A 12,865-nucleotide genomic window follows, 5' to 3' on the forward strand; every position below is an offset into this window, starting at 1 on the left:
CGGCTTTTTGCGTTTCAGACCGCCAGTTTCAGGGTGGGTACATCCTGATGCAGGAACCATTTTTCGGTCACCACCTTGCGGGTGAACCAGTGCGAACGCATCAACGTGCTGGCAACAGGCTGTTTCAGCCACTCAGGTAGTTCCCAGCCGGGTGGCTGTTCGGTGGCACGGTTGCCAAAGCGTTCGGCAATGCGCTCACCGTAGTGCTGGAGCGAGACCGCGGAAAAGTCTGAGGCATGCAGAATGACATCGGCGGCAATCAGGGCTGATTCAATGGCCGGCCGGATGCCTTCGCCACTTTGGGTATAGGCCAGCCCGGCCGCATCACCAATCAGCAGCACACCGTCGTCTACCAGTGGCCGATCGGCGTGGGCATAAAGCAGGTAGGCATGGCCCTTGAACCGGCCCGGCAGGTCGGCCGGAATCCGTCCTTGCTGCTTCATCTCGTCCACGAAGGCTTCTAGGTGGTCTGTTAGCCGGTGATTGTCTTCCCGCCCCAGACCAATATTCAGGAAGTTGCCTTTACGGAATACCCAGGCGTAACCCTTGAGATCCCGACAAAACCAGAGCTCCGGAGTGTCTCCCCGGGCTTCACAGGCGCTGGCCTGTTCCGGTGTCATCTCGAATTCCACTTCCTTGGCGGCCACCACCGTTTCGTGTTTACCGGGGCCATTGCCGAGCAATTTGGCGACCGGGCAGAAGTGCCCCCCGGCGCCGATCAGTAGCGGGGCCTGCCACTGCCCGTTAATCACCCAGTTGCCGTTGTTCCGGTCGATGGATTTAACCGGGGTGGCCAGTTGCTTCGGAGAATTCACACGGTCGAGCAGGAAGGCATCGAATTCGCAGCGGCGTATGCCGTAACTGACAATGCCGTGATGGTCATTCTCCACGGCAGGCTGGTCCATCATGCCGATGCGGAAACGACGAATGGGTTGAAGGGTCCGGCCAGTGGCGTAATCCTCCGGTTTGATTTCCAGGCTTTCCATGACGGCAGGCGTTACCCAGCCGGCGCAGGTTTTGTCCCGGGGAAAGCTGGCTTTGTCGATGACTAATACGTTCTTCCCGGCGGTCTCCAGGCTGCGTGCCAGCGTAGAGCCCGCCGGGCCGGCACCAACAATGATCACGTCGTAGTAGTCCATCAGCTGTCCTCCGGTGTTGCCGGAAAAGCGTACAGGTCTTGCCGGCTCTGGGGGAGCTGGTTGTTGTCACCGTGGGTGAACACCACCTGGAACAGCTGCAGTGAACCCGCCCGGAACGCGGCAACAGACCCGGCCAGGTAGAGCCGCCAGGCGCGGGTGAAGTGTTCATCATACATCTCGGTAACGCGATCGGCGTTGGCTTCGAAGCGCTCCGTCCAGTGGCTCAGGGTCTGCGCGTAGTGCAATCGCAGGTTCTCCACATCCAGCACAGAGAAGTCGCCGTGCTCACAGATTTCCATGAACTCGCCGATGCTGGGGGGATAAGCACCGGGGAATATCCGTTTCTCAATCCAGGCGTTCATCAGCATGGGCCGGTTGCGCCCGATGCTATGGAGCAGGGCAATGCCATTGGGTTTCAGGCTGCGTTTGATCAGCTCGGACAGAGCGGGGTAGTTTTCCTTGCCGACATGCTCCAGCATGCCGATGGAAACGAACGCATCGTACTGGCCGGTGATATTGCGGTAATCGTCTTCAACATAGGTAATGAGATTGTCCAGTCCCTGTCGCTCAGCTTCTGACTGCGCGTACGACAGTTGTTCCCGGGATATGTTGTATGAGTGAACTTTCACGCCATAGTTGCGGGCCATATATCGGGCCAGCCCGCCCCAGCCGCAGCCGGCTTCCACCACCGTCATACCCGGTTTCAGGCGCAGCTTACGGCATACGTGCTCGAGCTTGGCCAGTTGTGCCTGTTCCAGGGTTTTGTCGGCACTTTCATAGTAGGCGCAGGTGTATTGCATTTCCGCCTGATCCAGCCAGAGTTGGTAAAACTCGTTGCCCAGATCGTAGTGGTGGTGAATGTTCTCTTTGGCCTCGGAAATGCCGGTTGCTCTGGGGTTATGATTCCGCCACAGAGCGTCCAGCCATCTGGGCCACTTCTGGCGGGCGGCATGAACAGAGCGGTACAGAGTTTCCATCAGATCTGGCAGGTCACCGTCCACTTCCAACCGGCCAGCACTGTACAGGTCGCCAAAAGCCAGATTGGGGTTGGCGACCAGAGAATAAAGAGCTTTGTGATCCTTCAGGTGCAAGGTGAAGCGGGCGGCCGCCTGTTCTGGCTCAATGGCCTCACCATTCCATAGCTGGAAGCGTATGGGGGGGGAGCCGGCCATTCGCATCAGCTTGGCAATCAGCCAGCGTTCATAGCTGTGTGGTTGCCGATCAGCCTGGCTATTTTCCAATGGCAGGCTAAGAACATGTGCTTTGGTATTGCTGTCAGAATAGTCCGTCTTTGGAGCTGTGCCCTGTGCCATGAAACCTCTCTCCCTTCGCGTTAAATCTCCGGCGTATTCCCGAATGCATCACTGAGAGTCGCGTTTCTGAATCAGTATAGGAAATGATCAGAGTTTGTCAGGTTTATTGGCTAAGGAGAGCAGCAGGCAGGGTCGGGTTGCTCGCCCGACCCTGCGGAGAGGTTAATAAGTAGAGCTCATGCCAAACCATTCCGGGAAGATGACGATCAGCGCCAACACCAGAATCTGGATCAGTATGAATGGCACAATGCCTTTATAGATATCGACAGTGCGGACATTCGGTGGCGCCACCCCCTTGAGATAGAACAGCGAAAACCCGAACGGCGGCGTCAGGAAGCTGGTTTGCAGGTTCATGGCCACCAGAATGGCAAACCACAGCATGTTGATGCCCAGGGCTTCCGCCACCGGCGCCAGAATCGGCACGATGATGAAAGAAATCTCCACAAAGTCGATGAAGAAGCCCAGAACCAGAATCACCAGCATGGCCAGAATGATGAAGCCCCATTGCTCACCTGGCAGCATCAACAGCCACTCTTCAAGCAGGTAGTCGCCACCGGTATAGCTGAACACCATCGAGAAGGCTGTGGCGCCAATCAGAATGGCAAAGACCATGGCAGTCACGCTAACGGTATCTTTTGCCGCATCCCAGACCATTTTGAAGGAGAACTGCCGGTAGATCAGGGCCAGGACCACCGCGCCAATGCCGCCCAGGGCAGAGGATTCGGTGGGTGTGGCGATGCCGGTGAAAATGGAACCGAGTACAACCACGATCAGAGCCAATGGTGGAATAATCGCCAGCAGGGCGTCCCGAATTTCCTTGCCCCGGCTGACTGTGTCGTCTTCCTTGGGCATGGCTGGCGCGGTCTGGGGTTTTAGCCGGGTCAGGACCAGGATGTAAACAATGTACAGGCCAATCAGCAGCACCCCGGGGCCGACGGCGGCCTTGAACAGGTCGCCAACGGGCAGTCCCAGCACATCACCCAGGATGATCAGGATGATGGAGGGAGGCACAATCTGCCCGAGAGTGCCGGATGCACAGATGGTGCCGGTTGCAAGCCGTTTGTCATACTTGTGGGCGAGCATCACGGGAAGGGAAATCAACCCCATCGCCACCACGCTGGCGCCCACCACACCGGTAGAGGCCGCCAGTAATGCACCCACCAGAATGGTGGAAATCGCGAGCCCGCCCGGCAAACCGCCGAACAACCTGCCCATGGAGGTGAGCAGTTGTTCCGCCAGTTTGGTGCGCTGCAGCACCACCCCCATAAAAATGAACAGTGGCACCGCCATAAGAACCGTATTCTGCATCACGCTCATGATGCGGAACGGCATGAAGGCGAACAGGTCCATGCCCTCGGCGTAGATGCCAAACACCAGCGCTACACCACCAAAGGTGAAGGCAACCGGGAAACCGAACATCAGCATGATCAGGGCCACGCCGAACATAATCATACCGATCATGCCAGGCCTCCCGCGCTGTGCTCGCCAACGTATCCTTTCTCGCCCGACAGCACCCGAATGGCGTAGGTCACCATGTTCAGGCCAGCGGTGGCCATGAAGACAGCGCTAAGTGGGATGAGCGCTTTGATGACCCAGCGATGAGGGAGGCCGCCCGGATCGCCACTACCTTCACCCATCTGGAAGGAGTCGAGGGCGAAGCTGTAGCCATAACGGCCAATCAGGTAGGCAAAAGGAATGACAAAAACCAGGGCGCCAAGAATGTTCACCCAGGCCTTGGTTTTGTTGCTCCATCGGGTATAGAACACGTCTACCCGAACGTGGCCGTCTGTGCGAAGGGCGTAGGGAATGCCGAGCAGAAAGACCACGGAATACAGGTGCCACTCCATTTCCTGCATGGCGATGGAGACATCGTTAAAGGCGTACCGCGCAACCACATCATAAAACACGTTCAGGGCCATCAGTATCATGGCCACGCAGGCGATCACGCCGCACAGTTTGGAGAGCCAGGCCAGGCTCTTGTCGAGTTTGATTATCCAGTGCATGGAGCGTCTTCCTCCGCAAAGCGGATGCGTATCTGTGAAACGAAAAAACCGGGATCACTGCGTTGAGCGATCCCGGCTCTGTTACTTCTTATCCTCAGTTTACTCGACTTCGGCCATGGTATTCAGGTACGCGCGCTCAGAAATGTCTGTGTAGGCGCGGCTCTGGCGCAGGTAATTCTCCTGGGATTCAACAATGCGGGCTGACAGGTCATTGCGCTCTGCAGCTTCCTTGAGCAGCCTCTTGTTGGCGTCATACATGGCCTGGAAGATGTCATCCGGGAACCGCTTGATTTGCACGTTCGGATACTGTTCCTTGATGTTGGCCCAGGCTTCCGCGTTAGCGTGCTGGGAGTGAACCAGCATGTCGTAGGAAGCGGTGCGCATGGCCACTCGCATGATTTCCTGGAGATCCGCTGGCAGGCGGTCCCACACTCGCTTGTTCACCAGAAACTGCAGTTCCGTGGCCGGCTCGTGCCAGCCAGTGTAGTAGTAATCGGCAATCTGCTGGAAGCCAAGGCGAAGGTCCAGCGCCGGGCCTACCCACTCAACGGCGTCAATGGTGTTGCGTTCCAGTGCAGTGTACAGCTCGCCGGGGGCGATGTTGGTGGGGTTAACGCCAACCTCTGCAAAGACTTCACCGGCAAAGCCCGGAATACGCATTTTCAGGCCTTTCAGGTCGTCCAGCGATTTGATTTCCTTGCGGAACCAGCCGCCCATCTGAACGCCGGTGTTACCGCCGGGGAACGACAGCATGTTGTGGGGCTCGTACACTTCCTGCATCAGCTCCATGCCGCCACCATGGTAGAACCAGGCGTATTGCTCTATGGCGTTCATACCAAATGGCATGCTGGTGAAAAACAGGGTCTCAGGTACCTTGCCCTTCCAGTAATAGGAGGCCGAGTGCCCCAGGTCATACTGACCAGCCTTGACCATATCAAACACGCCCAACGGGGCCTTGTGCTTGTTGGCGGAATCGATGCGTACCGTCAGCCTGCCATTGGACATTTTTTCGACGGTTTCTGCGAAGCGTTTGGTGGTGTCACCGAAAATCGGGAAATTCGGGCCCCAGGTTTCGGCCATCTTGAGTGTGAATTTGTCTTGGGCGAGCGCCTGAGTGGCGGCAAAGGTGGTTGCCACAGCCAGCACAGCCGCGGAAAGAACAGAACGGATCTTCATTGCTCTTCTATCCTCTTGTCTTATTGTATTTGTCGTTTTCGATGGACCCGGTTCCCTGTAGGAAACCACCGTCCGGACAGTCTAGTTCAGAGTAGCAACTACCGTGGCCCTGCTGCAGCAAAAAATGACCCATGTACGACATAGGTCTAAGAACAGCGGCTGGTGAGAGCGTCACATATCCTGCATGCGGCCGATCTGGCTGGCCATGCGCATGGCCTCGTGTTCTTCCAGGGATTTCAGGTCTTCCAGAAGGGTCTTGGCCTCGGGAATCTCGGCCTTGCCAATCAGGTTGTCGTAAAGGTTCATGACCTGATCATGGAAATCGAAAATTTCCCGGGCAATGCCGGCAAAGTCCAGGTCGTTGTAGTGAGTGTCGCAGGTGCGTTCATTCTCAATGGGTTTGTGCACACCGTAGTCATAAAGGCGGGTGTTCATGGCTTTCGAATCGGCCTGTTTTTCATACTCGGCCACGGCTCTTGCCAGCAGGTCTTCGTGGCGGCTGATGTAATCCAGCAGGGCGCTGGCCCGCTCATCCTGGTTCAGAGCCGCCGATTCGTGCAGGCAGCGGGCAAGATGAGCGTGCAGTTGCCGGGTCCAGTCGATCAGATCTGCGAAGGTTTTAATTTCCATGTTGTTATACTCCGGTCAGAGTTGAGTTTGCCTTTATGCGTTTATCCTATCAGTCTAGACCGGGTTGGTGATGATGTGCGTCATACGGAGTTGTAAATGAATCCTTCTACCCTCATCGGCATGGTTGCCGGTCTGGCGGTCCTGGCCAGTGTGCTGTTGTGGTCGGCACAAGACCCAATGCTGTTTCTCAACCTGCCTGGCCTGGCGATTGTGATCGGGGGCACCCTGGCCGCGACATTTATCTCGTTTCCGCTGAAAGAAGTGCTGAGGGTCTTCAAGTTGCTGGGTACCGTGGTGCGCAACGAAAAGCTCTACACCCAGCAAGACATCGACGAACTGGTGCGGATTTCCCGGTTGTGGATTGACGGCAAACTGCCCCAGGTGGAACGGGAGCTGGAGCATGTCCGCAACCCGTTCCTACGCTCCGGCGTGCAGCTGGTGATTGAGTTGAACCCGGAAGAAGACATCATGGATTTTCTGGAGTGGCGGGTGGCCCGGCTGCGCGCCCGGGAGCATGCAGAAGCCCAGCTGTTCCGGGTGATGGCCAGCTTTGCCCCCGCTTTTGGCATGATCGGAACCCTGGTGGGACTGATCAACATGATGTTCCTGCTGGGGGATGGCAACATGACGGTGATCGGCCAGCAGTTGGCCATAGCACTGATGACCACCTTTTACGGCATTCTGTTGGCGAACCTGATCTTCAAGCCGGTGGCGGTCAAGCTGGAACGCCGCACCGAACAGCGCATTATCCTGATGCGAATGGTGATGCAGGGGATCTCCATGATGTGCAAAAAACGCAGCCCGTCGTTGATGCGGGAAACCCTGAAATCTTTTGTGGCCAGTTATGAGGATGAGATCCGCGATATGCACCCGGCAGGCGGGAATGGCGCCGGGGTGCAGGTGAAATCTGGCCGCGCGGGTGGCGCAGCGGATGCCTGAGCTGGACCCGGGCACCTCCGGGGTGGCCAAGCGGGCAGACCACCTGCGGATTCCGGTGACCCAAAGTACCGAGGAAGATAGCTGGCTGGTGACCTACCTGGATGTCATTACCCTGCTGCTGGTGATGTTCGTGGTCATGCTGGCGTTATCCGGGGGGCCGTCGGAGGAACCGGGTGAGCAGATCAGCCTTGCCCCACCGGTGGTCGAGCCGTTAGCAACGGTTCCGGAGCCGGCAACAGGGCAGACTCCGGCGAGCAGTGAGTCTGAGGCCTTCGCCGATCGGGCGCGGGCAACCCTGCAGGCGGCGGGCCTGGGCGACGATATTACGGTGATACCGCAACAGGACGGCGTTCGTTTCCGGATCAGCAACGATATTCTGTTTGGTTCCGGGGAGGCGGTGTTGTCTGCCGAGGGCGTCCGGCAGCTGGAGAATCTGGTACCACTGCTGGCGGACTCGGACTATCAGGTTACCGTTGCCGGCCATACCGACAGCCTGCCGATACAAACTCCGCGTTTTCCTTCCAACTGGGAGCTGTCATCCGCCCGGGCGGGCAGTGTGGTGCGCCTGTTTGAAGCCGCGGGTGTTGCCCGCAGCCGCCTGCAGGCTGCCGGCTATGCAGACACCCGGCCCCTGTACCGGAACGACACCGAGCAGGGCCGGTCCCGCAATCGGCGGGTTGAGATTATTCTTGAGGGCGCTCCGTCGCGCTGAACGTTCATGGTGATTCGCCCGATCCGGAGTACACTTGAGGATACGATGAGTGAATGCAGTAATCAGGGAGCGAGCAGGTCATGACCGTTGAGCTGGGTGTTATCGAAGGTTTCTACGGCCCAATGTGGAGTTGGGCAGAGCGGGGGCGCCTGATGACCTCGCTGGCGGCCCATGGCTACAGCTTTTACCTGTATGCCCCGAAAGCGGACCCCTACCTGCGCCGTCGCTGGCAGGAACCCCACCCGGCAGACCAGGCGGCAGAGCTGGAATCCTTTGCCCGCTTGTGCCGTCATGAGGGGGTACGTTTCGGGATAGGCCTGAGCCCGTTCGAGATTTTCAACCGGTTTGATGATGCCGCCCGGGAAGCGCTGGCGGCCAAGCTCCGGATGCTCGACCGGGTGGGCATTCAGGAACTGGCTATCCTGTTTGATGACATGCGTTCGGAAGTGCCGGAACTGGCTCGCACCCAGGCCGAGATTGTCCGCTGGATTCGGGATAACACCAAGGCCACCACCATCAGTATGTGCCCCACCTACTATTCCGACGACCCGGTGCTGGACCGGGTGTTCGGAGAGCGCCCGGCGGACTATCTGGAAACCCTGGGAGCCGAGTTGCCGAAAGAGGTAAGGGTATTCTGGACTGGGGAAGAAGTCTGCTCACGGGAAATCTCGCCAGGGCACCTGAAGCGGGTGGGAGATCGTCTGGGCCGCAAACCGGTGCTGTGGGATAACTACCCGGTGAATGATGGTGACCGGATGTCCCGGCATCTGCATTTGCGGGCCTTTACCGGGCGGCCTGCAAACAACGCGGCCCATCTGGCGGGCCATGCCATCAATCCGGCATTACAGCCGGCCCTGACGGCTATTCCGGCGCTCACCCTGGCGGAATCGTACCGGCAGGGGCCGAATTATCAGTATGGCCAGGCGTTTCATCATGCCGCCCGGGAGCTGCTGGGGGTAGACCTGGCCAATCAGCTGCAGAAAGACCTGCTGGTTCTCCAGGATGCCGGGCTCGAGCGGATCAGTGACGAAAAGAAACAGGCCCTGATCCACACCTACGATGCCTTTGACCACCCGGCCGCCAACGAGATTCTGCGCTGGCTGGCGGGAGACTATCAGGTAACCGACGAAATGGTGCAAACCCAGTAACCGGGAATTACTCCAGGTAGTAGTCGACGGTGGACACCACCCGCACGGTTTTCACTGGCTGCTGTTGTTCAGAAATTCCGGGTGCCTGGTCCCGCGCCAGGATCTGAAACACGCCCTGATTGGCCCGCCGCAAACCGCCAACGCTGGCGTTGGCGTCCCGGGCGAATTGTTGGGCGGCTTCCCGAGCGGAGGCAGTGGCTTCGGCAATCATCGCCGGTTTGATATCGTTCAGGCCGCTAAACAGGTAAGTGGGGCCACCGGGGCCGTAATCGGTGGTCAGCAGTACCCCGGAATCCACCAGTTCACTGACGTTCTGGGCCGCCTGGCGAATGCGCTCAATCTGGGTGCTGCGCACCATCAGTGTCTGGTTGATGATGAACTTCTGTTCGCCCTCACCCTGATAGGGGTTGGCGCGAGTATCCGTTACGTCCAGCCGTTGCAGTTCAACCGCGTTCTTGTCGATGGCCTGCAACTCCAGGAAGGCATAGATGGCTTCGCGGCTGTTGCGTGCTTTTTCCTGGGCTTGCTCCAGGGTGTTGCCCGTGGCGACAAAGCGGATTGGCCAGAGTGCCAGGTCGGCCTGCACCTCCCGCTCAGCAACACCTTTGACGGTGACATAGCGGTCCGATGTTTTCAGGCCGGTGAGCCCTTCTTTCAGTAACGAAGCAGAGAGAATGAGGCTTATGCCCAGGATAATGGCAACAACAACTTTCATGGTTCAGTCCCTTGTGTGAATCAACGTGCCTATTCTGTAATGCACCGGACCTCGGGTCCACTGCTGAAGCGTTCCCGCATGGCTTTCTGGCGCCGATCCGTGTCCCGGAATTCTGGAGGCAGGGGTTGGATCAGATACAGGTAATCGCCCTTGTCGAGGTTGCCGGCCAAAGGTGCCCTTCGTTCCTCGTCTGGCCAGAACACCGGGCTGATCACCGCCACGGAAAGCTCCGGCGCCTGTTGTTTGAGCAACGCCACCGTGCCCAACCCCTGCTCACTGTGGAAGGTGCCGGTCAGGTGCACTACCTGGTGGTCCGGGTGCTGTTGATGGGCCTGCAGGATGCGCATGGCCATGGTGTTGTCGCGCAGTAGTTGGGCTTTGTAGGTGTTATCCATGCGCTCGGCCATGGAGGGATCACCCTGGCCGTGGCTGCTGCTGATCGCCTCGACAAACTTTTCCCGGTAGGCGGGCGTGTCGCGGAAGGGCTGCTCAGGCAGCGTTTGCCGTTGGTCGGCGGGCAAGCGCTCGAGGTAGTCCGGGCCGGTGCGGCCCACGCAACGAACCACATCGGCAGGGGCATTGGCGGCAACAACGGGAAGATCATGGCGGCGGGCAAATTCCACCAGCGGCCGGTAAGAAGCCCGGTAGTTGTTCCAGGCACTGGCGTCTTCGATCATTTCGGTCTCGCCGGTAATACCCTCAAGGTAGCTGTCCAGGGCCGGTTGATGGTCCAGGTTGAACTGTTCGAGGGTGAGCACCTGGCGCGGGCGATAATGGTAAAGCTGTTGCTGTAACCGGGCCTGCAAAAGGTGTGAGGCCTGGTGGCCATGATACTCGCCAATCACCACCACATCGGTGCTGGCCAGTGCTCGTGCCAGGTTATCGATAGTGACTGGCTGGCTGGAATGGCTGTCGAACAGTACGCTGTCATAAAGGATTTGAGGTTGCGCTGGCTCCGCGCCAAACGGCGTGGGCAGCTGGGCACAACCGGCCATCAGAGCCAGGCAGATGGCCAGCACAGGGTGGCGAACGCGGTTGGGTGTGGCCATCGGCAATCTCAATCAGGTTTGTTGGTGCGCCCTTCGCGCCAGTTGTCTCCCAGTCTCTGCTCCACATATTCGCGGATAAACTGGCGGACTTTCTGTGACGGGGTGACATCTTCTGCCTTGCACAGTTCCTCGAAGGCCGCTTTTTTCTCCGGGTCAATCAGCAAAGTCAGTCGGGCGGTGCGGTTTTCCTTGGACATTGGTCTTAGCGCTCACTTATGTTAATCAAGTTAACATTGAATGTAATATCAATGAGCATATAATGACTGAGCTATAGTCGCAACCGGGAAGTGCCCATGTCGCATCGCTCGCATCTGTTTTCACTGAGAATGGCCCATGCAGTCCGTGAAGCCTGTGTGGATGAGCGTTATACCGGTAGCCGTTTCCTGAAAGACCTGATGGCCGGCGTTACCGTTGGCATCATTGCCATCCCCCTCGCTATGGCGCTGGCGATTGCCAGCGGTGTTGCCCCCCAGTATGGCCTTTATACCGCCTTCATTGCCGGTTTTGTGATTGCTCTGTTCGGCGGCAGCCGTTACAGCATCTCTGGCCCCACTGCGGCATTTGTGGTGATCCTGTACCCGATTGCCCAGAGTTACGGGCTCGGTGGCCTGCTACTGGCCACCCTGATGTCCGGGGTGCTGCTGGTGATCATGGCGGTGATGCGCCTGGGCCGTTTTATCGAGTATATCCCGGAATCCGTCACCCTGGGGTTCACCGGCGGTATTGCCGTGGTCATCGCCACCCTGCAGGTGAAAGACTTTTTCGGCCTGTCCGTGGAGGTCATGCCGGAGCACTACTGGGACAAGTTGGCGGTGCTGGCCCAGCAGTTACCAGCGCTGGATTCCATGAGCACACTGGTGGCGGCCATTACCCTGGCTGTCATGCTGCTTTGGCCCCGGCTGAAAACGCCGGTGCCGCCGCATTTGCCTGCGGTGATTATCGGAAGCCTGTTGGCAATCTGGTTCAATGCCAATGGCGCTGCCATAGAGACCATCGGTTCCCGGTTCAGTTATCTGTTGCCTGATGGCAGTACCGGTGCCGGTATTCCCCCCTTTCTTCCCGAGTTTGTCTGGCCCTGGCAGCAATTGAATGCCCAGGGTGAGCCGGTGGGCCTGTCCTGGAGCATGATTCGTGAGCTGCTGCCGGCTGCGTTTGCCATTGCCATGCTCGGGGCCATTGAGTCCCTTCTGTGTGCTGTTGTGCTGGATGGCATGACTGGCAAGCGCCACAGCGCCAACAGTGAGCTGATGGGGCAGGGTATAGGCAATATCGTGGTGCCGTTTTTCGGTGGGATTACTGCCACCGCCGCCATCGCCCGGTCTGCTGCCAACTATCGGGCCGGGGCACAGTCGCCGGTGGCGGCCATGGTTCATGCCCTCGTGGTGTTGCTGGCGCTGGTGTCACTGGCGGGTATTCTGGCTTACCTGCCCATGCCGGCCATGGCTGCCCTGTTGATCATGGTGGCCTGGAACATGAGCGAAGCCCCCAAAGCCGTGCATTTGCTGAAAACCGCCCCACGCAGCGACGTACTCGTGTTCCTGACCTGTTTCAGCCTGACAGTCGCGCTGGATATGGTGATTGCCATCACCACCGGGGTGTTGTTGGCGGCGGTTCTGTTCATGCGTGAAATGGCACAAATGACTAAGGTGACAGACATAACCGACAACAAGCGCGTGGTGCAGGCCGGGCTGCCGAAAGGCTGGCGGGTGTTCAAGATTAATGGTCCGCTGTTCTTTGCTGCCGCTGACCGGGTGTTCGGTGAGTTGGCGGACCTGTCGCAGGAAACTCGCGGCTTTGTACTGTATATGGACGGCGTGACCGTACTGGATGCTGGCGGGCTGGCAGCGTTGAACAAACTGATTGACCAGTGCCGAAGAACCGGCGCCGAAGTGATGATTGCCGATCTTCAGTTTCAGCCGCTTCGAACATTGGCCCGGGCAGGGCTCAAGCCAGAACCGGGTGTTAGCAGTTTCTATCCATCACTGGCCTCGGCTCTTGAAACTCTCAGTTCCCGCCGCAGTGCCCCGCAGATGCTTTGATC

13 protein-coding genes are annotated in these 12,865 nt (G+C 58.4%); 4 read left to right on the plus strand and 9 right to left on the minus strand.

Annotated elements, in window-relative coordinates; translation table 11 throughout:
* Positions 1–14 precede the first annotated feature (14 nt).
* The 6 genes from ABIE59_RS05165 to ABIE59_RS05190 all read right to left on the minus strand — a co-directional run bounded on the left by ABIE59_RS05165 (position 15) and on the right by ABIE59_RS05190 (position 6,261).
* Positions 15–1,139, minus strand: coding sequence for an NAD(P)/FAD-dependent oxidoreductase (locus tag ABIE59_RS05165; protein ID WP_354444882.1), 1,125 nt, complete (start codon positions 1,137–1,139; stop codon positions 15–17).
* Positions 1,139–2,452: a class I SAM-dependent methyltransferase gene (locus ABIE59_RS05170; RefSeq protein WP_354444884.1), complete on the minus strand. Its 1,314-nt coding sequence runs from the start codon at positions 2,450–2,452 to the stop codon at positions 1,139–1,141. Before ABIE59_RS05170 ends, ABIE59_RS05165 begins: the two co-directional genes overlap by 1 nt.
* A gap of 162 nt (positions 2,453–2,614) precedes the next feature.
* Positions 2,615–3,913: a TRAP transporter large permease gene (locus ABIE59_RS05175; protein ID WP_354444886.1), complete on the minus strand. Its 1,299-nt coding sequence runs from the start codon at positions 3,911–3,913 to the stop codon at positions 2,615–2,617.
* Positions 3,910–4,455, minus strand: coding sequence for a TRAP transporter small permease subunit (locus ABIE59_RS05180; protein ID WP_354444888.1), 546 nt, complete (start codon positions 4,453–4,455; stop codon positions 3,910–3,912). The genes ABIE59_RS05175 and ABIE59_RS05180 overlap by 4 nt, the downstream gene beginning before the upstream one ends.
* Before the next feature lie 99 nt (positions 4,456–4,554).
* A complete protein-coding gene (locus ABIE59_RS05185) occupies positions 4,555–5,631 on the minus strand; it encodes a TRAP transporter substrate-binding protein (protein WP_354444890.1) in 1,077 nt (358 codons plus the stop codon).
* A 171-nt stretch (positions 5,632–5,802) separates the two neighbouring features.
* Entirely contained in the window at positions 5,803–6,261 is a 459-nt protein-coding gene (locus ABIE59_RS05190; protein WP_354444892.1) for an ATPase, read from the minus strand.
* A gap of 96 nt (positions 6,262–6,357) precedes the next feature.
* Between ABIE59_RS05190 and ABIE59_RS05195 the strand changes: the two genes are divergently transcribed.
* The 3 genes from ABIE59_RS05195 to ABIE59_RS05205 all read left to right on the plus strand — a co-directional run bounded on the left by ABIE59_RS05195 (position 6,358) and on the right by ABIE59_RS05205 (position 9,060).
* Positions 6,358–7,200 (plus strand): motility protein A, encoded by an 843-nt coding sequence (locus ABIE59_RS05195; RefSeq protein WP_354444894.1) that lies wholly within the window; start codon positions 6,358–6,360, stop codon positions 7,198–7,200.
* Positions 7,193–7,912: an OmpA/MotB family protein gene (locus ABIE59_RS05200; protein ID WP_354444896.1), complete on the plus strand. Its 720-nt coding sequence runs from the start codon at positions 7,193–7,195 to the stop codon at positions 7,910–7,912. Before ABIE59_RS05195 ends, ABIE59_RS05200 begins: the two co-directional genes overlap by 8 nt.
* A gap of 80 nt (positions 7,913–7,992) precedes the next feature.
* Positions 7,993–9,060 carry a beta-N-acetylglucosaminidase domain-containing protein gene (locus ABIE59_RS05205; protein WP_354444898.1) on the plus strand — a complete coding sequence of 356 codons (1,068 nt, stop codon included), beginning with the start codon at positions 7,993–7,995 and terminating at the stop codon, positions 9,058–9,060.
* Between the two features lie 7 nt (positions 9,061–9,067).
* Here the strand turns inward: ABIE59_RS05205 and ABIE59_RS05210 are convergent, their stop codons facing one another.
* Genes ABIE59_RS05210 through ABIE59_RS05220 form a run of 3 tightly spaced genes read right to left on the minus strand, consistent with a single transcriptional unit; the run spans position 9,068 to position 11,021 of the window.
* The gene (locus tag ABIE59_RS05210; RefSeq protein ID WP_354444900.1) at positions 9,068–9,775 is read right to left on the minus strand and encodes an SIMPL domain-containing protein; all 708 of its coding nucleotides are present in this window, start codon (positions 9,773–9,775) and stop codon (positions 9,068–9,070) included.
* Between the two features lie 29 nt (positions 9,776–9,804).
* A complete protein-coding gene (locus ABIE59_RS05215) occupies positions 9,805–10,824 on the minus strand; it encodes a ChaN family lipoprotein (RefSeq protein ID WP_354444902.1) in 1,020 nt (339 codons plus the stop codon).
* Between the two features lie 8 nt (positions 10,825–10,832).
* The gene (locus ABIE59_RS05220) at positions 10,833–11,021 is read right to left on the minus strand and encodes a ribbon-helix-helix protein (RefSeq protein WP_354444904.1); all 189 of its coding nucleotides are present in this window, start codon (positions 11,019–11,021) and stop codon (positions 10,833–10,835) included.
* A gap of 96 nt (positions 11,022–11,117) precedes the next feature.
* Here ABIE59_RS05220 and dauA point away from each other — a divergent pair, with 96 nt between their 5' ends.
* Complete coding sequence (gene dauA, locus ABIE59_RS05225) at positions 11,118–12,863, plus strand: C4-dicarboxylic acid transporter DauA (RefSeq protein WP_354444906.1); 1,746 nt, start codon at positions 11,118–11,120, stop codon at positions 12,861–12,863.
* The last annotated feature ends 2 nt before the right edge of the window (positions 12,864–12,865 follow it).

It is taken from the genome of Marinobacter sp. MBR-99 (genome assembly GCF_040547575.1).
Lineage (GTDB): Bacteria > Pseudomonadota > Gammaproteobacteria > Pseudomonadales > Oleiphilaceae > Marinobacter.

Excerpts from the sequence above, each read along its gene's own strand:
- ABIE59_RS05170 (WP_354444884.1), bottom strand. The coding sequence starts at position 2,452 with ATGGCACAGGGCACAGCTCCAAAGACGGACTATTCTGACAGCAATACC.
- ABIE59_RS05180 (WP_354444888.1), bottom strand. The coding sequence starts at position 4,455 with ATGCACTGGATAATCAAACTCGACAAGAGCCTGGCCTGGCTCTCCAAA.
- ABIE59_RS05195 (WP_354444894.1), top strand. The coding sequence starts at position 6,358 with ATGAATCCTTCTACCCTCATCGGCATGGTTGCCGGTCTGGCGGTCCTG.
- ABIE59_RS05185 (WP_354444890.1), bottom strand. The coding sequence starts at position 5,631 with ATGAAGATCCGTTCTGTTCTTTCCGCGGCTGTGCTGGCTGTGGCAACC.
- ABIE59_RS05165 (WP_354444882.1), bottom strand. The coding sequence starts at position 1,139 with ATGGACTACTACGACGTGATCATTGTTGGTGCCGGCCCGGCGGGCTCT.
- ABIE59_RS05215 (WP_354444902.1), bottom strand. The coding sequence starts at position 10,824 with ATGGCCACACCCAACCGCGTTCGCCACCCTGTGCTGGCCATCTGCCTG.
- dauA (WP_354444906.1), top strand. The coding sequence starts at position 11,118 with ATGTCGCATCGCTCGCATCTGTTTTCACTGAGAATGGCCCATGCAGTC.
- ABIE59_RS05190 (WP_354444892.1), bottom strand. The coding sequence starts at position 6,261 with ATGGAAATTAAAACCTTCGCAGATCTGATCGACTGGACCCGGCAACTG.
- ABIE59_RS05200 (WP_354444896.1), top strand. The coding sequence starts at position 7,193 with ATGCCTGAGCTGGACCCGGGCACCTCCGGGGTGGCCAAGCGGGCAGAC.
- ABIE59_RS05205 (WP_354444898.1), top strand. The coding sequence starts at position 7,993 with ATGACCGTTGAGCTGGGTGTTATCGAAGGTTTCTACGGCCCAATGTGG.
- ABIE59_RS05175 (WP_354444886.1), bottom strand. The coding sequence starts at position 3,913 with ATGATCGGTATGATTATGTTCGGCGTGGCCCTGATCATGCTGATGTTC.
- ABIE59_RS05220 (WP_354444904.1), bottom strand. The coding sequence starts at position 11,021 with ATGTCCAAGGAAAACCGCACCGCCCGACTGACTTTGCTGATTGACCCG.
- ABIE59_RS05210 (WP_354444900.1), bottom strand. The coding sequence starts at position 9,775 with ATGAAAGTTGTTGTTGCCATTATCCTGGGCATAAGCCTCATTCTCTCT.